Origin of the sequence: Pseudomonas sp. 14A (assembly GCF_018132745.1) — a bacterium.
GTDB classification, from domain to species: Bacteria; Pseudomonadota; Gammaproteobacteria; order Pseudomonadales; family Pseudomonadaceae; genus Aquipseudomonas; species Aquipseudomonas mercuritolerans.
Genome location: NZ_JAGRQJ010000012.1, coordinates 242,068 through 267,105 on the forward strand (window position 1 = coordinate 242,068; position 25,038 = coordinate 267,105).

General features: G+C 58.0%; 20 protein-coding genes and 1 pseudogene. 11 read left to right on the forward strand and 10 right to left on the reverse strand.

The genetic code is table 11. The features are described 5' to 3' along the window. Positions 1 to 114: 114 nt before the first annotated feature. Positions 115 to 945: a hypothetical protein gene (locus PS14A_RS13400; RefSeq protein ID WP_130912210.1), complete on the reverse strand. Its 831-nt coding sequence runs from the start codon at positions 943 to 945 to the stop codon at positions 115 to 117. Positions 946 to 1,168: 223 nt separating this feature from the next. Here PS14A_RS13400 and PS14A_RS13405 point away from each other — a divergent pair, with 223 nt between their 5' ends. The 5 genes from PS14A_RS13405 to PS14A_RS13425 all read left to right on the forward strand — a co-directional run bounded on the left by PS14A_RS13405 (position 1,169) and on the right by PS14A_RS13425 (position 6,489). Next, on the forward strand, positions 1,169 to 2,197 hold the full coding sequence (locus PS14A_RS13405; RefSeq protein ID WP_212616435.1) for a LacI family DNA-binding transcriptional regulator: 1,029 nt from the start codon (positions 1,169 to 1,171) through the stop codon (positions 2,195 to 2,197). A gap of 150 nt (positions 2,198 to 2,347) precedes the next feature. Next, entirely contained in the window at positions 2,348 to 3,130 is a 783-nt protein-coding gene (locus PS14A_RS13410; RefSeq protein WP_212616436.1) for a TIM barrel protein, read from the forward strand. Further along, positions 3,123 to 4,142: a sugar kinase gene (locus PS14A_RS13415; RefSeq protein ID WP_212616437.1), complete on the forward strand. Its 1,020-nt coding sequence runs from the start codon at positions 3,123 to 3,125 to the stop codon at positions 4,140 to 4,142. Before PS14A_RS13410 ends, PS14A_RS13415 begins: the two co-directional genes overlap by 8 nt. A 57-nt stretch (positions 4,143 to 4,199) precedes the next feature. Further along, positions 4,200 to 5,498 carry an MFS transporter gene (locus PS14A_RS13420; RefSeq protein ID WP_137213718.1) on the forward strand — a complete coding sequence of 433 codons (1,299 nt, stop codon included), beginning with the start codon at positions 4,200 to 4,202 and terminating at the stop codon, positions 5,496 to 5,498. 13 nt (positions 5,499 to 5,511) lie between these two features. After that, positions 5,512 to 6,489, forward strand: coding sequence for a D-glycerate dehydrogenase (locus PS14A_RS13425; RefSeq protein WP_212616438.1), 978 nt, complete (start codon positions 5,512 to 5,514; stop codon positions 6,487 to 6,489). Between the two features lie 155 nt (positions 6,490 to 6,644). Here the strand turns inward: PS14A_RS13425 and PS14A_RS13430 are convergent, their stop codons facing one another. From PS14A_RS13430 to PS14A_RS13445, 4 genes are all read right to left on the reverse strand, one after another. Next, positions 6,645 to 7,832 (reverse strand): aminotransferase class I/II-fold pyridoxal phosphate-dependent enzyme, encoded by a 1,188-nt coding sequence (locus PS14A_RS13430; RefSeq protein WP_212616439.1) that lies wholly within the window; start codon positions 7,830 to 7,832, stop codon positions 6,645 to 6,647. 42 nt (positions 7,833 to 7,874) lie between these two features. Continuing rightward, positions 7,875 to 9,500: a methyl-accepting chemotaxis protein gene (locus PS14A_RS13435; RefSeq protein WP_130912217.1), complete on the reverse strand. Its 1,626-nt coding sequence runs from the start codon at positions 9,498 to 9,500 to the stop codon at positions 7,875 to 7,877. 304 nt (positions 9,501 to 9,804) lie between these two features. Next, positions 9,805 to 10,944 carry a glycerate kinase gene (locus PS14A_RS13440; RefSeq protein ID WP_212616440.1) on the reverse strand — a complete coding sequence of 380 codons (1,140 nt, stop codon included), beginning with the start codon at positions 10,942 to 10,944 and terminating at the stop codon, positions 9,805 to 9,807. A gap of 217 nt (positions 10,945 to 11,161) precedes the next feature. Further along, complete coding sequence (locus PS14A_RS13445) at positions 11,162 to 12,280, reverse strand: sugar diacid recognition domain-containing protein (protein WP_212616441.1); 1,119 nt, start codon at positions 12,278 to 12,280, stop codon at positions 11,162 to 11,164. A gap of 171 nt (positions 12,281 to 12,451) precedes the next feature. Here PS14A_RS13445 and PS14A_RS13450 point away from each other — a divergent pair, with 171 nt between their 5' ends. Then, entirely contained in the window at positions 12,452 to 13,762 is a 1,311-nt protein-coding gene (locus tag PS14A_RS13450) for an MFS transporter (protein WP_130911922.1), read from the forward strand. A 135-nt stretch (positions 13,763 to 13,897) separates the two neighbouring features. On the opposite strand, the gene PS14A_RS13455 is transcribed toward PS14A_RS13450, so the two are convergent. Then, positions 13,898 to 15,835: an Ig-like domain-containing protein gene (locus PS14A_RS13455; protein ID WP_212616442.1), complete on the reverse strand. Its 1,938-nt coding sequence runs from the start codon at positions 15,833 to 15,835 to the stop codon at positions 13,898 to 13,900. 153 nt (positions 15,836 to 15,988) lie between these two features. Between PS14A_RS13455 and PS14A_RS13460 the strand changes: the two are divergent. Next, a pseudogene (locus PS14A_RS13460) lies at positions 15,989 to 16,192 on the forward strand (MFS transporter); the annotation flags it as partial. Positions 16,193 to 16,478: 286 nt separating this feature from the next. Beyond that, positions 16,479 to 17,360: an EamA family transporter RarD gene (rarD, locus tag PS14A_RS13465; RefSeq protein WP_130911924.1), complete on the forward strand. Its 882-nt coding sequence runs from the start codon at positions 16,479 to 16,481 to the stop codon at positions 17,358 to 17,360. A gap of 173 nt (positions 17,361 to 17,533) precedes the next feature. Here the strand turns inward: rarD and hppD are convergent, their stop codons facing one another. Next, positions 17,534 to 18,610, reverse strand: a complete 1,077-nt coding sequence (hppD, locus tag PS14A_RS13470; protein ID WP_016774910.1) for a 4-hydroxyphenylpyruvate dioxygenase — start codon at positions 18,608 to 18,610, stop codon at positions 17,534 to 17,536. A 350-nt stretch (positions 18,611 to 18,960) separates the two neighbouring features. Between hppD and PS14A_RS13475 the strand changes: the two genes are divergently transcribed. Together PS14A_RS13475 and PS14A_RS13480 are read left to right on the forward strand one after the other, a co-directional pair. Then, positions 18,961 to 20,496, forward strand: a complete 1,536-nt coding sequence (locus tag PS14A_RS13475) for an EAL domain-containing protein (RefSeq protein ID WP_212616481.1) — start codon at positions 18,961 to 18,963, stop codon at positions 20,494 to 20,496. A gap of 226 nt (positions 20,497 to 20,722) precedes the next feature. Then, entirely contained in the window at positions 20,723 to 21,088 is a 366-nt protein-coding gene (locus PS14A_RS13480) for a histone-like nucleoid-structuring protein, MvaT/MvaU family (RefSeq protein WP_016774912.1), read from the forward strand. 216 nt (positions 21,089 to 21,304) lie between these two features. Here PS14A_RS13480 and PS14A_RS13485 read toward each other — a convergent pair whose 3' ends face one another. Then, positions 21,305 to 21,823, reverse strand: coding sequence for a DUF4946 domain-containing protein (locus PS14A_RS13485; RefSeq protein WP_212616443.1), 519 nt, complete (start codon positions 21,821 to 21,823; stop codon positions 21,305 to 21,307). Positions 21,824 to 21,960: 137 nt separating this feature from the next. Between PS14A_RS13485 and gloA the strand changes: the two genes are divergently transcribed. Next, entirely contained in the window at positions 21,961 to 22,482 is a 522-nt protein-coding gene (gene gloA / locus PS14A_RS13490) for a lactoylglutathione lyase (protein ID WP_212616444.1), read from the forward strand. Positions 22,483 to 22,734: 252 nt separating this feature from the next. Here the strand turns inward: gloA and ahpF are convergent, their stop codons facing one another. Both ahpF and ahpC read right to left on the reverse strand, forming a co-directional pair. Further along, positions 22,735 to 24,297, reverse strand: coding sequence for an alkyl hydroperoxide reductase subunit F (ahpF, locus tag PS14A_RS13495; protein WP_212616445.1), 1,563 nt, complete (start codon positions 24,295 to 24,297; stop codon positions 22,735 to 22,737). Between the two features lie 124 nt (positions 24,298 to 24,421). After that, positions 24,422 to 24,985 (reverse strand): alkyl hydroperoxide reductase subunit C, encoded by a 564-nt coding sequence (gene ahpC / locus PS14A_RS13500; protein ID WP_016774916.1) that lies wholly within the window; start codon positions 24,983 to 24,985, stop codon positions 24,422 to 24,424. Positions 24,986 to 25,038: the final 53 nt, after the last annotated feature.

Below are 25,038 nucleotides of genomic sequence, written 5' to 3' on the forward strand. Positions count from 1 at the left end.
TCGCCCATTACCCAAATTCTCACAGATGAGAATTCAACGTTTACGCAACACCACAACCTCGCACGAACATTGATACAACCAATATTCAATTTCAGAGCGAATTAATATTTTTCTTCAAACCGGCCCACAGGGAATATCTTCACCCGGTATTATACGGTCGATTTTTGCCAACTCATCCCTGGATTGACCAATATAACGCCCATCCCTTTTGACTCTATATCGCGCGGTGATAGAGCATTTATCAATCAGCTGCTCCAAATACGGGGAAAACGGAATAGATGGCAATTCAAACCCGTCCCTGTTTCCTGCCTCAGCAAGACTCATAGTATGACTCAACTCTCCCGCCGAACCCTCTACATAGAATTCTTCACTATTAGTAAGCTCGGAAAAACCTCGCCATGAAAGTTCACAAACGTCGTTTTCTCTAAAGTTCTGGAAAGGCACTTTCACATACACACCTTCCCATATCGGTTTTTTGGTAGCGCAGTTCAAATAACCGTAAAAATCCACACCCGTAAAGCTCGGACTCAACAGAATCGGCAGTGGAATAACGCTGTGATCAATCGTTAACCTCTTTTCTTCGGAGGTTAATGGGTTACCAAATGGCTGAGGCGACACCCGATAATAAAGGAAGGCAACTCCATCATTCTGAAACAGCCCCTTATCGAGCGGGATCATAAACTCGGTTTCAGTAATTGGTCCTACTTTGGGGTCGTGGTAAATCCGGACTGCGACGCCACCATCTGGCCTCCAGAACACTTCCAGCAAATCGGTCTTTTCGGGAGCATCGGCATAGATTGGCCATCGAGGCACTCTTGCCACACCACCGTTGAGCAATACTTCTGCGGGTAACCGTCCATCAGGATCACTGTCCGGGACACCATCTACGGTCGGAGGATCAGCCAGTAATATGCCAGCGTTATCACTCTTGCGATGCATCGACATAGCGAAGTCCTTACAAGCCAGATAATTGCTCTAAATAGTGAATATCGGTGTGTAAGGATTAGAAGGCTCCGCGCGATGTTTGCCTACTGTCATATCTGACAGGTATTTGCACCGTTCGTCGGGTCAACTCAGGATTGCTGTTGATCCTGCGCTTGACGAAATCACATCACTGTCGTTCACTGAAACCGGTTTCAGCGCTACCCCAATAACAAAAAGGTCCGCAATGAACGACTTCTCCGCCGCCCAGCGCAGCCGCGTGACCATGCTCGACGTCGCCGAACGCGCTGGGGTGTCCAAGGCCAGTGTCTCGCGCTTCATCGGCGATGATCGCGCCCTGCTCTCCGACGCCATTGCCCTGCGCATCGAGTTGGCCATCAGCGAACTCGGCTACCGCCCCAACCAGATGGCTCGCGGCCTGAAGCGCGGGCGCACACGCCTGATCGGCATGCTTGTCGCCGATATCCGTAACCCCTATTCGATTGCCGTGATGCACGGGGTGGAAACCGCATGCCGGGCGCACGGCTACAGCCTGGTGGTTTGCAACACCGACCGCGATGACGAGCAGGAGCGCCAGCATCTGGCGCTGTTGCGCTCGTACAACATCGAAGGGCTGATCGTGAACACGCTGGGCCATCACCGTGACGAATTGCATGAGCTGCGCCGCGAGATGCCACTGGTGCTGGTCGATCGTAAGGTCGATGGGCTCGACAGTGATATGGTCGGGTTGAACAACTCGCAAGCAGTAGAGATGGCGCTCGCGCATCTCGAGCAACGCGGATATCGGGATCTTTTGCTGGTGACTGAACCGTATGACGGCACCAGCTCGCGGATCGAGCGGGTCAGCAGTTTTCAGGCGCAGATTGCTCAGCGCACGACTCTGACTGGCGCGGTGCTGGAAACCGGTGATGATCTGAACGCGCGACTTCAAACCTTTTTAAACACACCAGGTGATGGCCCGAAAGCGCTGTTTTGCGCCAATGGTGTCGCAGCGCTTGCGGCAACGCATGCGCTGCGCGCGCTGGGCGTGCGTCTATTTGAAGATGTCGGGTTGATTGCCCTGGATGATCTGGATTGGTATCCGCTGGTAGGCAGCGGGATCACCGCGCTGGCACAGCCGACGCAAGAGATAGGCGCGCGGGCGTTTGAGTGTCTGCTCAAGCGCTTGCGTGGGGATGATGAGATGGCGCGGGTGGTGGATTTTGCGCCGGTGCTGGTTGAGCGTGGGTCGACCCGTGAGGTTGGCGGAGTCTGATCTGACGCCTTCGCGAGCAGGCTCGCTCCCACAGGTTGATCCCATTCCATTGTGGGAGCGAGCCTGCTCGCGAAACGGCCTGCAAAAACACTACAGAATCACCTGATTTTTTTTGAACAAAAATGAAACCGGTTTCAGAGGTCAATAACAATGAATAAACCAGCCGTTTCCATCAGTCTGTCCAGCTACGGTGCCGAGCTTGTGCGCCAGCGTGGGCAGGATTCTTTTATCGAGATCCTCGCGGCCTCCGGCGCCAATCGCATCGAGTGGCGCGAAGAACTGCTTACCCGCGAAGACCCGGCGCAACTGGCGCACGCCACCCAGGCGCAGGGCCTGCAAAGCATCTATTCCTCCCCCACCGAACTGTGGCTGGCCGGGCAAGCACAGCCGAATCCCGAATTAATCACAGCTCTGCAACAGGCCCAGGCGTTCGGTTCGAAATGGTTGAAAGTGTCGCTGGGCTATTTCACTGACAACTCTGATTTGCAGGCACTGGCCGAGCGACTCAAGCAGAGCCCGGTGCAACTGCTGGTGGAAAACGACCAGACCTTGCACGGCGGGCGCATCGAGCCATTCCAGCGTTTCTTCGCCGCCGTCGAGCAGCACAACCTGCCGATCAAGATGACTTTCGACATCGGTAACTGGCACTGGCAGGACCAATCTGCCGCCAGCGCCGCCCGCGCGCTTGGGCGTCATGTCGGTTACGTGCATTGCAAAGCCGTGGCGCGCCGCGCCGACGGCAAACTGGTCGCCGTACCGCCGGCCATCAGCGATCTGCATCTGTGGGAACAACTGCTGCGGCACATGGACCAAGGCGTTATGCGCGCCGCCGAATACCCGCTGCAAGGCGATGACCTGGTGCAACTGACCCGCGAACACGTCGCCGCCCTCGCCCGCCTCGGTCAATCGCGCCTGGAGCCAGCCCATGTCTGAGATCGATATTCTTTCTTTCGGTGAAACCATGGCAATGCTGGTCGCCGAGCAGACCGGTGATCTGGCCAAGGTCGAGCAGTTTCATAAACGTATTGCCGGGGCCGACAGCAACGTCGCGATCGGCTTGTCGCGCTTGGGTTTCAACGTCGCGTGGCTGAGCCGGGTCGGTAACGATTCACTCGGGCGCTTTGTAGTCGAGACACTGATCAAGGAAGGTCTGGATTGCAGCCACGTTGAAGTCGATAAAACCCATCCGACCGGCTTCCAGTTCAAATCACGCAACGACGATGGCAGCGACCCGCAAGTCGAATACTTCCGCCGTGGTTCGGCGGCCAGTCATTTGTCGCCGCACTCCATCAACGACAACCTGCTCAGCGCCCGCCATTTGCACGCCACCGGTATCCCACCGGCGCTATCCGCCTCGGCGCGGGAAATGTCCGTCGAACTGATGACCCGCATGCGCGCCGCCGGACGCAGCGTGTCGTTCGACCCGAATCTGCGCCCAAGCCTGTGGGCCAGCGAAAGCGAGATGATTCGCGAGATCAACCGCCTCGCCGCCCTCGCCCACTGGGTGCTGCCGGGGTTGAGCGAGGGCCGCTTGCTCACCGGTTTCGATGACCCGGCGGACATCGCTGCGTTTTACCTGGATCAAGGTGCCGAGGCGGTGGCGATCAAGCTCGGGCCTGAAGGCGCTTATTACCGCACGCAGCTGGATCAGGGTTTTGTCGCTGGCGTGCCGGTAAGCAACGTGGTCGATACCGTGGGCGCCGGTGATGGCTTTGCGGTGGGGATGATCAGCGCCCTGCTCGAGCATCAGAGTTTTGCCGATGCGGTGCAACGGGCGAACTGGATTGGCAGTCGCGCGGTGCAGAGTCGTGGGGATATGGAAGGCCTCCCAACCCGTCAGGAGTTATCGGTTGAATTAAAGGCCGCCTTCGCGAGCAGGCTCGCTCCCACAGGTGAGTGCATTTCAAATGTGGGAGCGAGCCTGCTCGCTAAGAAGCCCGCCTGATCACCGCAAATCAATGAACCTGCTGCGACAAAAACAACAAGCTCAGGAGTTACACCGATGAAAACTGCAACCCTCGCCACCCGCCGCTGGTGGTACATCATGCCGATTGTGTTCATCACTTACAGCCTGGCCTATCTAGATCGCGCCAACTACGGTTTTGCCGCCGCATCGGGCATGGCCGAAGACCTGATGATCACACCGGGTCTGTCCTCGCTGCTTGGTGCGCTGTTCTTTCTCGGTTACTTTTTCTTTCAGGTCCCCGGCGCGATCTACGCGCAAAAGCACAGCGTGAAAAAGCTGATCTTCGTCAGCCTGATTCTCTGGGGCGGGCTCGCCACGCTGACTGGCGTGGTATCCAACGCCTATTGGCTGATCGTCATTCGCTTCATGCTCGGCGTGGTCGAAGCGGCGGTGATGCCGGCGATGCTGGTGTATCTGTGCCATTGGTTCACCCGTGCCGAACGCTCACGGGCCAACACCTTTCTGATCCTCGGCAACCCGGTGACCATGCTGTGGATGTCGGTGGTGTCGGGCTATCTGGTGCAGCATTTCAGCTGGCGCTGGATGTTCATCATCGAAGGTCTGCCGGCGGTGCTTTGGGCGTTTATCTGGTGGCGCCTGGCCGACGATCGCCCGGCCCAGGCGAAGTGGCTCAATGACCAGGAAAAGCACGATCTGGAAAGCGCCCTCGCCGCAGAGCAGGTCGGCATCAAGGCTGTGAAGAACTACGCCGAGGCTTTCCGTTCACCGAAGGTGATCATCCTGGCGCTGCAGTTTTTCTGCTGGAGCATCGGCGTCTACGGTTTCGTGCTGTGGCTGCCATCAATCCTCAAGGCCGGCGCGCAAATGGACATGATCGAGGCCGGCTGGCTCTCGGCGCTGCCATATCTGGCGGCAGTGCTGGGCATGCTCGCGGTGTCGTGGGGCTCGGACAAATTGCAGAAGCGCAAACGCTTCGTCTGGCCGCCGCTGCTGATCGCCTCGATTGCGTTCTATGGCTCGTATGCCTTGGGCGCCGAGCATTTCTGGTGGTCGTACACGCTGCTGGTGATTGCCGGCGCCTGCATGTACGCGCCCTACGGTCCGTTTTTCGCCATCGTCCCGGAGATCCTGCCGGCCAACGTTGCCGGTGGCGCCATGGCGCTGATCAACAGCATGGGCGCGCTCGGCTCGTTCGGCGGTTCGTATCTGGTCGGTTATCTGAACAGCTCCACCGGTTCGCCCGGCGCCTCCTACCTGTTGATGAGCGGTGCATTGCTGTTGTCGGTGGTGCTGACGATTTTCCTCAAGCCCGGCGCCAGTGATCGCGTCGTCGCCAAAGCCGCCGCCACGCCGCGTGTGCCGGCGCATTCCTGAAAGGACTTTTGCCATGAAAAAACAGGTCGTGCTGTACAAGAAACTTTCGCCCGCGCTGATGGCGCGCCTGCAAGAGCAATTTGACGTAACGCTGATCGAAAGCCTCGACGCCGATGGCCTCATGCAGCTGCGCGATGCCCTGCCCCGCGCCCACGGTTTGCTCGGCGCCAGCCTGAAACTGGATGCGGCGTTGCTGGATCTGGCGCCGCAACTGGAGGCGATTGCCAGCGTCTCGGTGGGCGTCGACAACTACGACATCGACTATCTGAGCCGGCGCAAGATCCTGCTGACCAACACGCCGGATGTGCTCACCGAAACCACCGCCGACACCGGTTTCGCCCTGATCCTCGCCGCCGCCCGCCGTGTAGTCGAACTGGCGAACATGGTCCGTGGCGGGCAATGGAGCCGCAACATCGGCCCGGCGCATTTCGGCACCGATGTGCATGGCAAGACGCTGGGCATCATCGGCATGGGCCGCATCGGCGAGGCCTTGGCCCAGCGCGGACATTTCGGTTTCGGCATGCCGGTGATCTACCACAGTCAGTCGCGCAAACCGGCGGTCGAGGAGCGGTTCGCTGCGCAATATCGCAGTCTCGAAGAATTGCTGCAGCAGGCCGACTTCATTTGCCTGACCTTGCCCCTGACGGCGCAGACCGAACGCTTGATCGGCGCCGAGCAATTTGCGCTGATGCGGCCGGAGAGCATCTTCATCAATATCTCGCGCGGCAAGGTGGTCGATGAGGCGGCGATGATCGAGGCGTTGCGCAGCAAGCGTATCCGCGCGGCGGGGCTGGATGTGTTCGAGCGCGAGCCGTTGAATCATGATTCGCCGTTGTTGCAGTTGAGCAATGTGGTGGCGACGCCGCATATGGGCTCGGCGACCCATGAAACCCGGGAAGCAATGGCGCGGTGTGCGGTGGAGAATCTGTTGGCGGCGTTGAATGGACAGCGGCCGGGGAATCTGGTGAATGCCTCTGCGTGGCAAAGCTGAGATCTCTGGCGCCAGTAAAGCCGCCTTCGCGAGCAGGCTCGCTCCCACAGAGAATGCATTTCAAAATGGGAGCAAGCCTGCTTCCACAGCAGAATGCATTCCACTGTGGGAGCGAGCCTGCTCGCGAAGAGGCCTTTACAAACTACGCAAATCCATCAGGCACTCCGCGCCTGCAACAGCTGCATCGCACACAAGGCAATCCGCGCGCAGGCATCCGCCAGTTTGACCCGATCCACCACCAGCCCGATGCGAATATGCCCCGCCGCGCTCGGCCCGAACGCTTCGCCGGCCAGCACCGACACGCCGTAACCTTCCAGCAAGCGCTCGGCAAACGCCTGAGCGCCGAGGCCGGTCTGGCGCACATCGACCATCACGAACATGCCGCCATCCGGGCAAATCGGCTGCAATCCAGGACAACCGTACAAACGTTCGCAGACCACATCGCGGCGCAATCGATATTCTTCGCGCATCTGCGTGACTTCCGGCAGATCGCTTTGCAGCGCAACTTGTGCGGCCTTCTGTACGAAATCCGGCAGACCGAAGAGCATGCTCAGCGACAGATTCACCAGATGCTCGGCCAAGGGTTTCGGGCCGATCATCCAGCCGATGCGCCAACCGGTCATCGCATGGGATTTCGACAGACTGTTGATCGTCGCGGTGCGCTCGGCCATGCCCGGCAGGCTCGCCGGGCTGATGTGCTCGCCTTCATATAACAGCTCGCTGTACACCTCATCGCTGATCAGCCACAGGTCATGGCGAATGCACAGCGCCGCCAGTTCCTGCCAGATCAGCAAGGACAAACTGGCGCCGCTGGGATTGTTCGGGCTGTTGAGCAGCATGGCGCGAGTTCGCGGGGTGATGCGCGCGGCGACATCGGCCGGGTCGACACGAAAACCGTTTTCCGGGCGCACCGGCACCGCAATCACCTTGGCACCGCAGGCGCCAAACACACCTTCGTAGGTGACGTACATCGGCTCGGCGACGATCACCTCATCACCCGGATCAAGCAGACATTGCGCCACCGAGTACACCGCGCATTGCGCGCCGGGCAGGACAATCACCTGATCAGGATCAACACGCTGACCACTGCGCTGGCGATGACGCTCGGCAATCAGCCTGCGCAGCTCGAACCGACCACGCACGTCGGCGTAATGGGTATCGCCGGCCAACAGGCTATCGATCGCGCCATGGACGATCGGCAACGGCGTATCGAAATCCGGATCGCCGACGCTCAACAACAAAACATCAACGCCCTCGGCGCGCAGTTCCAGCGCTCGGTCGTGAATCTGCCAGGCAGCGGCACCCTCCCCGGCAATTCGTTGGGTCAAGGCTGAATAGCGCATGTACGTCTCCTGTTAGCGCGGGTTTCCAGCCTTCACCGTATCTCAAATCACGAAACGCGCCACCATGGCGTTCAAATCCACCGCCAGCCGCGACAGTTCGTGGGTCGCGGCGCTGGTCTGGTTGGCGCCGGCGGCCGATTGCGTGGCGAGGTCGCGGATGTTGACCAGGTTGCGATCGACTTCGCGGGAGACTTGCGCCTGTTCTTCCGAAGCGCTGGCTATAACCAGGTTGCGTTCGTTGATCTGGTGAATCGATTGCGTGATCTGTTCCAGCGCCACACCGGCCGCGCGGGCCATTTCCAATGTGGACTGGGTGCGCTGGTTGCTTTGCTGCATCGACGAAACCGCTTCTCCGGTACCGTTCTGGATGCCGGCGACCATTTTTTCGATTTCCTGAGTCGATTGTGCGGTGCGATGGGCCAAGGCGCGCACTTCGTCAGCCACCACGGCAAAACCGCGGCCAGCCTCGCCGGCACGCGCCGCTTCAATCGCAGCGTTGAGCGCCAAGAGGTTGGTCTGCTCGGCGATGGCCCGAATCACGTCCAGCACCTTGCCGATGTCACGACCTTGCGCGGCGAGGCCTTCGATCATCTGCGCGGTGTTCTGCACGTCGTGAGTCATGGTCTGGATCGCGTCGACGGTTTTCACCACCTGATCGCGACCTTCGCGGGCGGCGTGGGTCGACTGATTGGAAGCTTCGGAAGTCGAAACGGCGTTGCGCGCCACTTCTTCCACCGCAGCGGTCATCTCGTTGACGGCAGTGGCGGCCTGCTCGATTTCGTTGTTCTGCTGCTGCAGGCCGCGCGACGCTTCTTCGGTGACAGCGCTGAGCTCTTCGGCAGCGGCGCCCAGTTGCGTGGCGGAACCAGCGATCTGCTCGATGGTTTTGCGCAGGTTGGTCTGCATCGCGGCCAAAGCTTCGAGTAGACGCGCCGGTTCGTCCTTGCCGTCGTCTTCAATGGCTTTGCTGAGGTCGCCGTTGGCAATGGTTTGCGCGGCGAGCACGGCGCGGTTGAGCGGCGTGACGATGCTGCGGGTCAGCAACCAGGCGAGCAACACGGTGGCCAGCGCCGCAATCACGGCGACGATGATGATCCCGGTGATCGCGCTGTCATAGTTTTCACCGGCCTTGGTGGCCGCCGCTCTGGCCCCGGCGGTATTCATGCCGATCAGCTTGTTGAGCTGCTCGCCCATCTGATCGGTGCCTTCCTTGATGCGCGTGTTGATCAACGCACGCATCGCTTCCAGATCGCCCTGGCGCGACAGCTCAAGCATCCGGTTCTGAGCTTGCAGATAGTTATCGAGGGTGGTCGAAAACGTCTGGAAAACTGCGTGCTCTTCAGGACCTGCCGGCAACGCAGCGTAGCTGGCCTGAGCTTTGCGCACCTTGTCGACCAGCACCGCGATGCGGGTTTCTGCCTCTTGCAGGCTGACCGGTTCGCGATTGACCAGCACACGGAACGAGAGAATGCGCATGCGCAGGACGTTTTCCGTGACCACGCTGAGGTGAGTCACGCTTGGCAACTGGTTGGTGTCCATGTCGATCGACGCTTGACGAATGACCGTCATGCGGCTGACGGCGAACACGCCGAGGACAATCACCAGCAAGGCGATAAAGGCAAAACCGAGGAAAGCACGGGGCGCGATATTCAGGTTACGCAGGGACATGGTCGGACTCTCGAAAGAAAGAAACTACGAGCATCCATGCCGTGAGCACTGGCCCATAGCGGGCGACAGTCCGGCGTCACTGGGTTTTGGTTTTGTGTGCGCCTGACCGTTGTATCGGCCAGGCTTGAGGAAGGTTTCGGGTCCGCAGTAAATATTTTTCGGGACGTTACAACAATCAACCAAGGTTCGCTGCCTTGGGTAGGAGCTGTCGAGTGCAACGAGGCTGCGATCTTTTGACTTTTGAAAGCAGGATTAAAAGATCGCAGCCTCGTTGCACTCGACAGCTCCTACAGAGGCCAGCGGTTCAGCGTTTGGCGGCGAGCTGCCAGACCCGGGCGATGTCGGTGGCGCGTTCACGCAGCAGGCGCGGGGCTTCGGCGCAGGCCTGCTCCAGAGTCATCGGCCCGCTGGTAACAGCAAACGCGGCGTCGATGCCGTGTTGATAGAGTTCCTGATAACCCTCGCCCAAGGTCCCGGCAATCACGATCACCGGCACAGCGTATTGTTTGGCAACTCGCGCCACGCCGAACGGTGTTTTGCCGCGCAGGGTCTGCGCATCGAAGCGGCCCTCTCCAGTAATGACCAGATCCGCACCTTTGACCGCGTCAGCGAGCCCGACCAGTTCCGCCACCACCTCGACGCCCGCCTGAAACTGCGCGCCGAGAAAAGCTTTGGCGGCAAAGCCCAGACCACCCGCCGCGCCGCTGCCCGGTTCATCGCGCACGTCTTTGCCCAATGCTTGCGCGCAGAGTTTGGCAAAGTGCCCTAGCGCCTGATCGAGCTGCTCAACCTGCGCAGGCGATGCGCCCTTCTGCGGGCCGAAAATGGCCGAGGCACCGTGGGGGCCGCAGAGCGGATTATTGACGTCGGCGGCAATGTCGAAACGCACCTCGGCCAGACGCGGATCAAGCCCAGCCACATCGAGTCGCGCCAGTTGCGCCAAGGCCAGGCCGCCGGGCACCAACGATTGATTCTGCGCATCCAGCAACTTCACGCCCAACGCCTGCATCGCACCCGCACCGCCGTCATTGGTCGCGCTGCCGCCGATCGCCAGGATCACTCGTTGCGCGCCGGCATCCAGCGCTGCACGAATCAATTCACCGGTGCCAAACGTGCTGCTGATGCAGGCATCGCGCTGCCCCGGCGGCACCAGTTGCAGACCGCTGGCCTCCGCCATTTCGATGATCGCGGTGTGGTTGTGCGGTAGCCAACCCCAAGCAGCATCGACCGGCGCGCCCAGTGGACCACGCACGCGGGTGCGGCGTAACTCACCTTCGCAGGCTGCAAGAATCGACTCGACCGTGCCTTCGCCGCCATCGGCCATCGGGCATTTGATCAGCGTCGCCTGCGGCCAGACCTGCGCCAGTCCGAGGGCAATGGCTTCGGCAACGCCTTGGGCACTCAGGCTGTCCTTGAACGAGTCGGGGGCGATGACGATCTTCATGGGAATTCTCCGGTTGCAGTGGCATTCATGCTGCCAGTCGGCCTGCGCCTTGACGCCGGTCGGCTGCACAAGTGGCGTCGGCGTTTATTGTTCATTTCCACAAAAGGCTGGCATTGGATGTTCCGGCCCCTTCACGAGCAGGCTCGCTCCCACATTTTGAAATGCATTCCAAATGTGGGAGCGAGCCTGCTCGCGAAGGGGCCATTGAATACACCGATCAGTTCGGATCCGTCTGCGGCAACAGCTGCACCCCCAGGTACAACGCCAGCATCCCGTCCAGCTTCAACGGATCAACCCCGCTCAACTCGGCAATCCGCTCCATGCGATAGCGCAGGCTGTTGCGATGGATGCCCAGCGCTTCGGCACAGGCCTGGCTCTGCCCATCGTGCTCGCACCAACTGCGCAGGGTCGCCAGCAACTGGCCGTTGCTGTCCTTGGCGATGACCTTGCGCAGCGGCTTGAGCAGTTCATCCAGCGCATCATCGTTGCGATGGCGCCACAGCATGACTGGCAAGCGATAACGATTGAGCGTCAGCAGCCGCGAGCTCGGCAGCACGTCGCGACCATAAGCGAGCAAATCGCCGACCCGCCGGTAACAGCGGCGCAACCCGGCCAGACCATCTGCCTGCCCGCCGACGGCGATGCGCAAAATGTTCCAGCCGAGACCGTCGAGTTTTTCCAGCAGTCGATCGTGCTCGACGTTCTGGCTGGCCGGGCGACACCACAACAGCGAAGACTTCGCCGAACTCACACACCAACTGTCGGGATAACGCGAGGTCAGCCATGCACTCAGAGCCTCGACGGTTTGCCCCGGCCCGTGTTCCAGACCCAATTCGAACAGGTACGGCACCCGCGTCAGTTGCGGTTTGAGCCCAAGCTGCTGCGCCTCATCGATCAGACGTGGCGAATCCCCCGCGTCGCTCAACAGCAGCGCCAGCAGATCATCGCAACGCTGCCGTCGCCATTGCTGCTCGGCCTGCTGGTTGCGCTGGCCGACGAGCATTTCGGCGGTCATGCGCACCAGTTCGGCGTAGGTGCGCAACTGCTCCGGCTCACCGGTGATGCCGAGCACGCCGATCAAGCGCTGGTCGAGCAGCAGCGGCAGATTGATGCCCGGTTGCACGCCTTTGAGGTGTACCGCCGTCTGCGCATCGATTTCCACCACGCGCCCGTTGGCCAGCACCAGTTGCGCGCCTTCATGGCGGGTGTTGATGCGTTCCGGTTCACCGCTGCCGAGGATCAGGCCCTGACTGTCCATGACGTTGACGTTGTACGGCAAAATGGCCATGGCCCGGTCGACGATATCCTGGGCAAGGTCGTGATCGAGTTCGAACATAGCGGCGGCAATCCTTCATTTCAGGCACGGACGGTTGTTCAGCCGCACAGGGTCTGGCGGCAAACCCTGTGCTCAGGCACAAAGACAATCCGGCCAAAGGTGGCCGAGACTCTCAGGGCGATCAACGTTACCCTTTGCATCGCAAAAAATCATAATAAAGAGAGAGCCGCTATGTCGCAGAGCGCCGCAGCTACCCAGACCATCGACGACGGTAAAAACGCCGTCTACAAACGCATCACCCTGCGTTTGATTCCCTTCATTTTCATCTGCTATCTGTTCAACTACCTCGACCGGGTCAATGTTGGCTTCGCCAAACTGCAGATGCTCGACGCACTGAAATTCAGCGAAACCGTATATGGCCTCGGCGCCGGCATCTTCTTCATCGGTTACGTGCTGTGCGGCGTGCCGAGCAACCTGGCACTGACCCGCTTCGGTCCTCGGCGCTGGATTGCCTTGATGATGATCACCTGGGGCACGCTGTCGACCTGCCTGTTGTTCGTCACCACCCCGACCGAGTTCTACACCCTGCGCTTTTTCACCGGTGCCGCTGAGGCCGGTTTCTTCCCGGGCGTCGTGCTGTATCTCTCGCAGTGGTTCCCGACGTTCCGCCGTGGTCGGATCATGGCGTTGTTCATGTCGGCAATCCCGGTCTCCGGTTTGCTCGGCAGCCCGTTTTCCGGCTGGATCCTCAACCACTTCGCCGCCGGCCAGGGTGGCTTGGCCGGCTGGCAGTGGATGTTTCTGCTGCAAGGCATCCCGACGGTAATCCTCGGCGCACTGGCGTATTTCCTGTTGAGCGACAGCTTCGCCAATGCCAAATGGCTGACCGCCCATGAACGTTCGGTGCTCGAAGCCGACCACGCCGAAGACCTCGCCAACAAACCGAAAACCGCCACCGACTCGCTGCTCGCGGTGTTCAAGAACCCTGCGATCTGGGCCTTCGGCCTGATCTATTTCTGCATCCAGAGCGGCGTTTACGCGATCAATTTCTGGCTGCCGTCGATCATCAAGAACCTTGGCTTCAGCGATAACCTGGTGATCGGCTGGCTGAGTGCGATTCCATATCTGCTTGCAGCGGTGTTCATGCTGGTCGTCGGCCGCTCGGCGGACTTGCGCAAGGAGCGCCGCTGGCACCTGGTGGTGCCGATGCTGATGGGCGCTGTCGGTCTGGTGATCGCAGTGAATTTCGCAGCGAATCCGGCGATTGCGATTCTCGGCCTGACCATCGCGACCATGGGCGCACTGACCGGTCTGCCGATGTTCTGGCCGGTACCGACCGCCATGCTGAGCGCTGGCGCGGCGGCTGGTGGTCTGGCGCTGATCAACTCGATGGGGCAGATGGCCGGGTTCCTCAGCCCGTACCTGGTGGGTTGGGTCAAGGACAGCACAGGCTCGACGGATGCGGCGTTGTATGTGCTGGCGGCGGTGATTGTCGCCGGGAGTTTGCTGGCGTTGCGGATGACGCGGGCGTTGCGGGCTTAGGCTTATACATAAGAAACGGCCTTCTCAAGGGCCGTTTCTTGAAGACCAGTCCGGCCAATCTTAGAGATACAAAAGCACGCGCTCCCACTGAACGCGCGTCAGAAGAGTCAGCATAAAATATATCGTTGATATGCACTAATATGGGACAAGGCACCACGATAATAAAGTTAGTTGCTTAATCCAACCAAAGTGACTCCAGTCTGCTCGCATATACCAGTACGACCGACCATCATAGGCGCACGTATTGATGTGCGCAGGTACGGATGGCACATATACGCGGAGAGCGTCTCTTATGAACTGGTAGTTAAAAACGTTCTGCCCACCTAATTCATTCATCCATAAGACAGCATCATCCGCCCGAAGCGGTTCCTTGCTGATCATCAATCTAAATATATTAGTAGCCGCCACCAAGTAAGAAAGAGTCGTACCCTCCTGATCAGTGACATAGATAGTCGCGACACCTTGTTTCAGCCCAGTGACTTTCCCTCCTGTAGTGACCAAAACCGTCAGCGGGTCCGACGACGCATAGTCGTAAGGCGGAACCCCGCCGGTGGGTAAGCGAACAGCCGTATTACCGATAGAATCCAAACCGGTTTTCGGCCACTGCGGGACCTTTATAGACAATCCGTTAAGCTTCATTTGAGTCCGATCAATATCGAATGCCAGTCGCTCAACAAACCAAGGTTCGGACTCAAGCTGACTACTACTTTTCTCTTTAACCTTGAATATCCGCTGCCCTACGCCAATCGGTATCGCATTGCTTTGCCATTTATAATCGGCGCCAGCCTGAACGTCCGCGATATATGTGTCACCGTCGAAAATTTGCAATAAGACTTCCGCCAGCGCCGAGCCCGCCAATGTAACTTTATTGTCTGAAACCGTTCCTCCATTTTGCAGTTCCGCGCCAACCGAATTTTTGACTGACGTAATGACTGGCCTAACGACAACCCTTGCCCGTGTAATTTTTGATCTGGCGATACTTATATCATTGCGGACTTGCTCATACGTAACCTTCACTAGACTGTCGGCAACGACTTTGGCATTGGGTATCAATAATTTATGAATGAACGGTACTCTTTCAACGGTCGCTGCTTCCTTATGCTCGACTGTCTCGCCATTACCCTGCGTGGCTACATAAGTTACGCGGATACTGTCCATCATCTGCCATAACGGAGCGATAACATGGACTTGTACAGTCAAATCTTTGTTACCGAGCTTGTTCAGGTCGATTGTATCAGGAGCATCATTGGGATCATCCGGATTCTCGGTAACATCAGGTGCCGCCATTCGAGACCGCAGATCGACATCTGCCGTGATGACGGGAGACCAAGAGTTTCGATCGGTTGCGTTACCTATTTCATCACTAACCGTAAATTTGAAAGGGAACCGCGGATCATCACCTGCTAATTCGAAAACCTCTTTTTCGAGTAACAAACCGATCCGGGTCGGCACATCTGTAGGCTGGGCTGGCGCTTCGTGCGGCAGAACGTCATGGAAAATGTCACGACCTTTACAACTGAGAAGGATACGATCGCCCGACCGGCAATAGGGATAAGACAAGAAAATCTGAACCCCCTGCTCGGCGCGGTCAGCGTCGATGCCGTCTTCCAGCACGTCCGCAGGTAAATCCATTTTCAATTCGGAATGCCCGCCAACACCCTCGTTCTGGTCTTTCATACCAGGTGGGACGTCGTTGTATAAGATACTAAGGGGCGGTTGGGAAGTGCCTTCAATGTTGCTCCCACGAATAACAGTATAAGAAAGCTCATTGAGGTAGCCCGGATCGGATCTCAATTTGTTGGGTGGGATAAAAAGCACAACCGCATCGTCTGATGCAGTGGTCTGGGTACTGGCAATATTCATCTCGCCGTTCAGGTTGAGCTGAACGGTATCCAACGGGGCTTGCTGAAGATAGGGATCGACAATAACTTTAGCGCCGCTTGAACCATAGAACCTCATCGCGATACCACAGTCAGCGCCGGTCACTTGCGTATTGCTATCGGGAAGCTTTGGCGGGTACAGGTGCAACACGTGTTCGTAGGTCGGCATTTCATCGGAGGTTTCGGTTGTCATGATAAGCACCTTGGTCCATGGGATTTTGGCCTTTCCAGATCCGGCGGCCGTCTATGATTTGGCGCTTAGACATTTAGTTCTGCCTACTGTCAGATCTGACAGTCGCGACGAATGGTATGGACGATCAAAACTGACGGGGGTTCTGGAGCATTTCCTACGGCCATACTGGGCGCGGCGGCTGGCGGTCTGGCGTTGATCAACTCGATGGGGCAGATGGCCGGGTTCCTCAGCCCGTACCTGGTAGGTTGGGTCAAGGACAGCACTGGCTCGACGGATGCGGCGCTCTATGTGCTGGCGGCGGTGATCGTCGGCGGCAGTCTGCTGGCGCTGCGGATGACGCGCACGTTGCGGGCTTGATCAGAGGCGCAGATCAAAAGATCGCAGCCTACGGCAGCTACTGTGGAATGCGTTCCCTGTAGGAAGTGCCGAAGGTTGCGATCTTTTTGCGTTTAATCGGTGCAATCATGCATAGCGCCAGTCGACGCAACATCTATGCTGAATCTGCCGGCCGCTTCGCGAGCAGGCTCGCTCCCACAGGATTTGTGGCTCCTGGATGTGGGAAATAATGAGCGCCCGCTCAATATTCAGCACAAAAACCACGTATCCTGCGCGCCCCGTTCAACCATCACGTCGCGAGGACAGTTTGTCTAAAGGTATCGCTCTATCGGTTTCAGCCTCGGTGCTGTTTGCCGTCATGTATTACTACACGTCGCTGCTGACGCCTCTGAGCGGCGTGGAAATCTTCGGCTGGCGCATGCTCCTGACCGTGCCGTGCATGACCGTGTTCATGCTGGTTTCCGGGGAATGGCGGCGGGTGCTGGAGCTGGTTCGATTGATGGCGGCCAGGCCGAAGCTGATTGCCGGGCTGCTGGTTTCTTCCGCCCTCCTCGGCGTTCAGCTGTGGCTGTTCATGTGGGCACCGCTCAATGACTACAGCCTGGATGTATCGCTGGGCTATTTCCTGTTGCCACTGGCGATGGTGCTGACCGGGCGGATTGCCTATGGCGAGAGCCTGTCTTACCTGCAGAAAATCGCCGTATTTTTCGCCAGCCTTGGCGTGTTGAACGAGCTGTACCAGGTGGGTGGTTTTTCCTGGGCGACGCTGGTGGTCGTGGTTGGCTATCCGCTGTACTTCGTGCTGCGCAAATACCTGAAAACCGACAACCTCGGTGGCCTGTGGGTCGACATGACCCTGATGCTGCCGGTCGCCTACTGGTTTGTGCAGGGTGGCGAACAGGGCCTGGCCGTGTTCGATCAATATCCGGGACTGATGTGGCTGATTCCGCTGCTCGGCCTGATCAGTGCGTCCGCGCTGGTGGTGTACATCATCGCCAGCCGCTTGCTGCCGTTCAGTCTGTTTGGTTTGTTAAGTTATGTGGAACCGGTGTTGCTGCTTGCGGTGGCATTGTTGCTTGGGGAAAGCATCAAGTCGGGCGAGTGGCTGACCTACATTCCGATCTGGCTGGCGGTGGTGGTGCTGGTTTTCGAAGGCTTCAAACACTTGACGCGCCAACGCCGCTCTTGAATCCAACACAAGACAAATGTGGGAGCGAGCCTGCTCGCGAAGTCGTCAGACCAGTCAACATGACTGTTGAATGAAAGTCCGCATTCGCGAGCAGGCTCGCTCCCACAGGTTTTGTATGAAGCAAAAAAATCCCGGCCCTGCATCTCTGCAGGCCGGGATTTTCTCATTCCAGATTACTCGGTGGTCAGCACGCCACGACGCACCTGGTCGCGCTCGATCGATTCGAACAGGGCTTTGAAGTTACCTTCGCCGAAACCGTCGTCGCCCTTGCGCTGGATGAACTCAAAGAACACCGGGCCCATCAGGGTTTCCGAGAAGATCTGCAACAGCAGACGCTTGTCGCCCTGCTCCGACGCGCCATCGAGCAGGATGCCGCGCGATTGCAGTTGATCGACCGGCTCGCCGTGGTTCGGCAGGCGACCTTCAAGCATTTCGTAGTAGGTGTCCGGCGGCGCGGTCATGAAGCGCATGCCGATTTTCTTCAACTGATCCCAGGTCTTGATCAGGTCGTCGGTGAGGAATGCAACGTGCTGGATGCCTTCGCCGTTGAACTGCATCAGGAACTCTTCGATCTGCCCGGCGCCCTTGGACGACTCTTCGTTGAGCGGGATGCGGATCATGCCATCCGGTGCGGTCATGGCTTTTGAAGTCAGACCGGTGTACTCGCCTTTGATGTCGAAGTAACGGATTTCACGGAAGTTGAACAGCTTCTCGTAGAAGTTCGCCCAGTAGGCCATGCGACCGCGATACACGTTGTGGGTCAGGTGATCGATGATCTTCAGGCCGGCGCCAACCGGGTTGCGATCAACGCCTTCGATGAACACGAAGTCGATGTCGTAGATCGAGCTGCCTTCGCCGAAACGGTCGATCAGATACAGCGGCGCGCCACCGATGCCTTTGATCGCCGGCAGGTTAAGCTCCATCGGACCGGTTTCGATGTGGATCGGCTGAGCGCCGAGTTCGAGTGCGCGGGAATAGGCTTTTTGCGAATCCTTGACGCGAAACGCCATGCCGCAAACGGACGGGCCGTGCTCAGCCGCGAAGTACGAGGCGACGCTGTTGGGTTCGTTATTGAGGATCAGGTTGATCGCGCCCTGACGGTACAGGTGCACGTTCTTGGAACGGTGGGTCGCGACCTTGGTGAAGCCCATGATCTCGAAGATCGGCTCCAGCGTGCCAGGGGTCGGCGCTGCGAACTCGATGAACTCAAAGCCCATCAGGCCCATTGGGTTTTCGTATAAATCTGCCATGGTGACGCCTCATCATTTCTTATCAATTAACCAGGGTTATTTGTCAGGAAAGTGATGTAGTGGGAGGCGCACAGGAGATGCCACGCACGCTGCGAGCGAGGAAGTCTCCGTAGATCAGTTGAAACCCGAATATCTTCATTGTCGACCCAAGGCTCTTGCGGGCGAGGCTTCTGCTGCCAGAAGACGATTATTATTGTATGCGTAAACCGATTCTACACAGCGTAACCGAGCCTGTCTGCCCTCTCTATAAAATCCTGTTTTTTGGATACGGCACAAGAGCCATCTGCCATCTATTCTCCCTCTGGCTCGATTGTTTACCGGGCCCGACTTCGAAGCCACAGGATGTGTCCATGCCGCTGACCCGCCGCCCCCGCCGCAAGCGCAGCACCCGCAACGTTGTGACTTTGCTCAGCAGCCTGCTGCCAATCGTGCTGGGCAGTGTGATTCTCTATATGCAGGCAGAACGCACGTTGCAACAAAGCGCCGGAGAAACTGCCGAGCAAGCGTTGCGACAGTTCGACTTGATGCTCGATAACACCGCAGAAGCTGCCCGGATTCTGTTGCCGCTTGCCGGGAAAAATTGCGAAGAAGTGAAACTCGCCCTGCGCGAACAGGTGACCCGTCGCCCCTTCGTGCGCTCAACTAATCTGGTCTGGGACAACAATCTCTACTGTAGTTCGCTGTTCGGCCAGTTCAACGAAGCCGTCGATGCCGGAAACTACCACGACGGCACACTGTGGCTGATGAATGGCAATCCGGTGACGCCCGATACGGCATTATTGATCTACCGTCTCAGCGACGGTCGTGGTGGCGCACTGACCACACTGGATGGCTATCACTTGAGTAACATCCTGCGCCTGATCGGCCGCCAGACATTACTGATGTTGCAAGTAGGCGATAACTGGCTGTCCGCCGACGGCAAAGTTCATCAGGGATCACTGCCTGCCCCGCCGGTCGCGCACAGCCTGCTGGAATCCGAACGCTACGGTTTCAAGGTCTCCGCGGGGTTCCCCGAGGGCGAAATCCGGCGTTACATGGCGGCTGAATATCCTCCGCTGTTCAGCCTGTTGATTTTCTTCGGTGCAGTCTCCGGTGCAATCGGCCACTTCGTCCAGAAGCGATCGACCTCGCCCAGCCATGAGATGCTGCGTGCGCTGGAAGCCGGGGAGTTCATCCCTTATTTCCAGCCCGTGGTTCACGGTGACAGCAAGCAATGGTCGGGTGCCGAAGTGCTGATGCGCTGGAATCATCCGAAAGAGGGCCTGGTACGGCCGGATCTGTTTATTCCATTTGCCGAGCACTCGGGCTTGATCGTGCCGATGACCCGCGCCCTGATGCAACAGACTGCGGTGCTGCTGGGGCCGCAATCCACAAGCTTCGCCAAACCTTTCCATATCGGCATCAATATCACCGCCAGCCATTGCCAGGATCTGGAGCTGGTCGAGGATTGTCGTGACCTCTTGGCTGCATTTGCGCCTGGCAGCATCGAACTGGTGTTGGAATTGACGGAGCGCCAGCTGGTCGAGCCGAATGACATCACCCTGCAGCTCTTCGAGCAGCTGCATGCACTGGGTGTGAAAATCGCAATCGACGACTTCGGTACCGGACATTCAAGCCTTGGTTATCTGCGCACCTTCAATGTCGACTTTCTAAAGATCGATCAGAGCTTCGTGGCCATGATCGGCATAGACGCGTTATCGAGGCATATCCTCGACTCCATTATCGAGCTGTCGGCCAAACTGGACTTGCGCATTGTTGCCGAAGGTGTCGAAACTCAGGTCCAGGCTGATTACCTGACCGAGCATAACGTTAATTTTTTGCAGGGCTATTTGTACGGTAGACCAATGCCTGGCGCTGAGTTCCTCGACGCATTAACTCATCATTAAGTCGCCGACATGGCCCGCCGAACAGCCGCACCAAATTGATACAAAAAGTCATTGTTGTTACATGACGACAACATCAGGATTTACTCTTGTCGCATTAACTACTACAATTTTTCAACCTGAGCCAGACTGGCAGGTGAGCCAATTATCACCGAGTCGCTTCCAGGCTCTTGGCTTATAGCTTTGTTTGCGGTTGGTATCAGCCAAACACACTATTGGAGTAAAGATATTGTCCAGACTCGCCGAATTTCGCGCAGCTGAAAAGGCCCTTCAGGAACAGCTCAAACAGCTGGAATCGCTGAAGAACGATGCCGGGCTCAAGAAAGAAATCGAATTCGAAGAAAAGCTCCAGGGACTGATGAAAACCTATGGCAAAGGCCTGAAAGACATCATCGCCATCCTTGATCCAAACCCGGCAAAGTCCGGTCTCCAGCAGTCCGCAGCGCCCAAGACTCGCCGCGCTCGGGTGGTCAAGGTTTATCAGAACCCGCACACTGGCGAGCTGATCGAAACCAAGGGTGGCAACCATCGCGGTCTGAAAGCCTGGAAAGAGCAGTACGGTGCAGCCACCGTGGATTCATGGTTGCGCGGTTGATCTGACGCCAACAAAAAGCCCTGCTCGATGCAGGGCTTTTTTATTGACAATATCTAACAAATGAAATGATTTTCATCGAACAAGTTGGAAATTTGTGTAACGTTACTGAATCATCAGGCTAAACATTTTGCTGCGCAATGTTGCTAGGACACGCTGGATCAAACTTTGTGCTTAATCCTTTCCGGCATTCAAATCATTGCAAGTTAGTACGGACGTTTATAATTTCAGGCTGTTGCGCGCCGCCTCTATGTCGTCGGCGCTCGCCTTATAAACCTCGGCCTGACCGGCATATGAAAGTACGTAAGCCTTGTCTGTTTCCACAGCTGCCACCAACGTTTGTGATAATACGTGTCGACCGTTCTCGGTGACCGTGCACGTCGTCTCCAGCCCGGACAATGAGCCGAGCGCAGCCGGATGAATTCTGTTGCAAACGCTCTGATAACCACTGCGGAAGAAATCCTTCTGGATCGATTTGCGCATTTCCAGCAGCACGCCTTGCAAATTGACCTGATGCCCCGCTTCCACTTGAGTCATGGTCAACTCCATCACCATCACCTGGTTACCATCGGCGTCGAGCTTCACCGCCCGTTGCCGCGAGACTGGCGGCGCGGTGTCCGGCAACGCTTCAACCTTCCAGCCCGCCGGCCAGGTAATGCCTGGTTCGGCCATGGCCGGGAAAACCACAGCCGATGACAAAGCAAAAAAAACAAACACGGATTTGAACAGTCGGATCATTGCCGGACGCACTCATCGATAGAAGGCAAAGTCTGAGCCCCGCCTTCGCGCAGGGCAAGCCCGCCTTGCATTTGGCGATGCCGGCCGGCATGCGTATCATTGCGCCCATTCACTCGCCCATTGTTATTGGAGGGCCCATGAGCCTCAACGAATTGAACACTTTCCCTGGCGTGACTGCCACGCCAGACAGCGCAACCCGCAACTTCGTATTCAACCACACCATGCTGCGCGTGAAGGACATCACCAAATCGCTGGATTTCTACACCCGCGTGCTGGGTTTTTCGCTGGTCGAGAAGCGTGATTTCCCGGAAGCCGAGTTCAGCCTGTACTTCCTCGCACTGGTCGACAAAGCACAGATCCCGGCCGACGCCGCAGCGCGTACCGAGTGGATGAAATCAATCCCGGGCATTCTTGAGCTGACCCACAACCACGGCACCGAAAACGATGCCGACTTCTCCTACCACAACGGCAACACCGACCCGCGCGGATTCGGCCACATCTGCATTTCGGTGCCGGATATCGTCGCGGCCTGCGCGCGCTTTGAAGAGCTGGGTTGCGATTTCCAGAAGCGCCTGACCGATGGCCGCATGAAGAGCCTGGCGTTCATCAAGGATCCGGATGGCTACTGGGTCGAGATCATTCAGCCTGCGCCGCTGTAAAAGCTGAAAGCCCCTCACCCTAGCTCTCTCCCAGAGGGAGAGGGGACTGATTGGGGGATGTTGGAGAATTACGCCGACTTGAAACATTGGCGGTGAATCCATAATCGACCGGCCCTTTCAGTTCGATGGATGACTTCAGACACCTCGGTCGGCTCCCTCTCCCTCGGGAGAGGGCTGGGGTGAGGGGTGGCTTTCCACGCGCAATAAAAAACCCATGATCGCTCATGGGTTTTTTCGTTTTCGACCTGGCAGTTACGCCGGGGCGGAAGTCCGGATCAAGTGATCGAACGCGCTCAGAGAAGCCTTGGCGCCCTCGCCCACTGCGATCACGATCTGCTTGTAAGGCACAGTCGTCACGTCGCCCGCTGCAAAGATCCCCGGAATCGAAGTCTCGCCACGGTTATCGACGATGATCTCGCCACGCGGCGACAGCTCGATGGTGCCCTTCAGCCAATCGGTGTTGGGCAGCAGACCGATCTGTACGAAGATGCCTTCCAGCTCAACCGTGCGCAGCTCATCTGTGGTGCGATCCTTGTAACGCAGACCGTTGACCTTCTCGCCATTGCCGGTGACTTCAGTGGTTTGCGCACTGGTGATCACGGTGACGTTCGGCAGGCTGTGCAGCTTGCGCTGCAACACAGCATCGGCGCGCAGTTGTACGTCGAATTCCAGCAACGTTACGTGCGAGACGATACCGGCCAGATCGATGGCCGCTTCAACGCCCGAGTTACCACCACCGATCACCGCTACGCGCTTGCCTTTGAACAGCGGGCCGTCGCAGTGCGGGCAGTAAGCCACGCCCTTGTTGCGGTATTCCTGCTCACCGGGGACGTTCATTTCGCGCCAGCGTGCACCGGTCGCGAGGATCACGCTCTTGGCTTTCAGGGTTGCGCCACTGGCGAAGCGAACTTCGTGCAGCTCACCGTTCTTGCCCGGGATCAACTTGTCGGCACGTTGCAGGTTCATGATGTCGACGTCGTACTGCTTGACGTGTTCTTCCAGCGCCGTAGCCAGCTTCGGCCCTTCGGTTTCCTGGACGGAAATGAAGTTCTCGATGGCCATGGTGTCCAGCACCTGACCGCCGAAGCGCTCAGCAGCGACACCGGTGCGGATGCCTTTACGTGCGGCATAGATGGCCGCCGAAGCACCGGCCGGGCCACCGCCGACGACCAGCACGTCAAAGGCTTCCTTGGCGCTGATTTTCTCGGCCTGACGCTCAATCGCGCCGGTGTCGAGTTTGGCGAGGATTTCCTCCAGGCCCATACGGCCCTGGCCGAAGTTTTCGCCGTTGAGGTAGATGCTCGGCACAGCCATGATCTTGCGATCGTCGACTTCGTCCTGGAACAGCGCGCCATCGATGGCGACGTGGCGGATGTTCGGGTTGAGCACGGCCATCAGGTTCAGCGCCTGAACGACGTCCGGGCAGTTCTGGCAAGACAGCGAGAAGTAGGTCTCGAAGCTGAACTCGCCTTTTAGCGAACGAATCTGCTCGATGACTTCAACGCTGGCCTTCGACGGGTGGCCACCGACTTGCAGCAGCGCCAGCACCAGGGAGGTGAATTCGTGGCCCATCGGAATACCGGCAAAGCGCAGGCTGATGTCGGCTCCGGGGCGATTGATCGAGAACGATGGTTTGCGGGCATCGTCACCGCTGTCGATCAGGGTAATTTGGCTCGAAAGACTGGCAACGTCTTTCAGCAGTTCCAGCATTTCACGGGATTTCGCACCGTCGTCGAGGGATGCAACGATCTCGATCGGTTGGGTGACCCGTTCCAGGTACGATTTCAACTGGGCTTTAAGATTGGCGTCCAACATACGGGCGATTTCCTTTATTTGAGGCGAAAAAAAGCCCGAGCGAATCTCGCCCGGGCATTTTTATTGGGCGGTGCAGCTAACTTAAGAAGGTGCGGCGTGCCGCCCTGCGTTGCATGTCACAGACTTAGATCTTGCCGACCAGGTCCAGCGACGGAGCCAGAGTGGCCTCGCCTTCTTTCCACTTGGCCGGGCAAACTTCGCCTGGGTGTGCAGCGACGTACTGAGCAGCCTTGATCTTGCGCAGCAGCTCGGAGGCGTCACGGCCAACGCCGCCATCGTTCAGTTCAACGATTTTGATCTGGCCTTCAGGGTTGATCACGAAGGTGCCACGGTCAGCCAGACCAGCTTCTTCGATCAGCACGTCGAAATTGCGCGAGATGACGTGGGTAGGGTCGCCGATCATGGTGTATTCGATTTTGCCGATGGCTGGCGAAGTGTTGTGCCAGGCAGCGTGAGCAAAGTGGGTGTCGGTCGAAACGCTGTAGATTTCCACGCCCAGCTTCTTGAACTCGGCGTAGTTGTCGGCCAGGTCTTCCAGCTCGGTTGGGCATACGAAGGTGAAGTCGGCTGGGTAGAAGAACACAACGGACCACTTGCCTTTCAAGTCAGCATCCGAGACTTGAACGAAGTCGCCGTTTTTGAACGCGGTAGCTTTGAACGGTTTTACTTGGCTGTTGATGATAGGCATCGATGACTCTCCGTCAGGGGTTATGAAGTTGATGGGTGAATCCTACCCACTCA

Bases quoted from the DNA above. Each gene is read 5' to 3' on its own strand.
- PS14A_RS13485 (WP_212616443.1), bottom strand. From the start codon at position 21,823: ATGATCCGACTGTTCAAATCCGTGTTTGTTTTTTTTGCTTTGTCATCG.
- gloA (WP_212616444.1), top strand. From the start codon at position 21,961: ATGAGCCTCAACGAATTGAACACTTTCCCTGGCGTGACTGCCACGCCA.
- PS14A_RS13450 (WP_130911922.1), top strand. From the start codon at position 12,452: ATGTCGCAGAGCGCCGCAGCTACCCAGACCATCGACGACGGTAAAAAC.
- PS14A_RS13405 (WP_212616435.1), top strand. From the start codon at position 1,169: ATGAACGACTTCTCCGCCGCCCAGCGCAGCCGCGTGACCATGCTCGAC.
- PS14A_RS13440 (WP_212616440.1), bottom strand. From the start codon at position 10,944: ATGAAGATCGTCATCGCCCCCGACTCGTTCAAGGACAGCCTGAGTGCC.
- PS14A_RS13445 (WP_212616441.1), bottom strand. From the start codon at position 12,280: ATGTTCGAACTCGATCACGACCTTGCCCAGGATATCGTCGACCGGGCC.
- ahpC (WP_016774916.1), bottom strand. From the start codon at position 24,985: ATGCCTATCATCAACAGCCAAGTAAAACCGTTCAAAGCTACCGCGTTC.
- PS14A_RS13475 (WP_212616481.1), top strand. From the start codon at position 18,961: ATGCCGCTGACCCGCCGCCCCCGCCGCAAGCGCAGCACCCGCAACGTT.
- PS14A_RS13410 (WP_212616436.1), top strand. From the start codon at position 2,348: ATGAATAAACCAGCCGTTTCCATCAGTCTGTCCAGCTACGGTGCCGAG.
- PS14A_RS13425 (WP_212616438.1), top strand. From the start codon at position 5,512: ATGAAAAAACAGGTCGTGCTGTACAAGAAACTTTCGCCCGCGCTGATG.
- PS14A_RS13400 (WP_130912210.1), bottom strand. From the start codon at position 945: ATGTCGATGCATCGCAAGAGTGATAACGCTGGCATATTACTGGCTGAT.
- hppD (WP_016774910.1), bottom strand. From the start codon at position 18,610: ATGGCAGATTTATACGAAAACCCAATGGGCCTGATGGGCTTTGAGTTC.
- PS14A_RS13420 (WP_137213718.1), top strand. From the start codon at position 4,200: ATGAAAACTGCAACCCTCGCCACCCGCCGCTGGTGGTACATCATGCCG.
- PS14A_RS13415 (WP_212616437.1), top strand. From the start codon at position 3,123: ATGTCTGAGATCGATATTCTTTCTTTCGGTGAAACCATGGCAATGCTG.
- PS14A_RS13430 (WP_212616439.1), bottom strand. From the start codon at position 7,832: ATGCGCTATTCAGCCTTGACCCAACGAATTGCCGGGGAGGGTGCCGCT.
- ahpF (WP_212616445.1), bottom strand. From the start codon at position 24,297: ATGTTGGACGCCAATCTTAAAGCCCAGTTGAAATCGTACCTGGAACGG.
- PS14A_RS13455 (WP_212616442.1), bottom strand. From the start codon at position 15,835: ATGACAACCGAAACCTCCGATGAAATGCCGACCTACGAACACGTGTTG.
- PS14A_RS13435 (WP_130912217.1), bottom strand. From the start codon at position 9,500: ATGTCCCTGCGTAACCTGAATATCGCGCCCCGTGCTTTCCTCGGTTTT.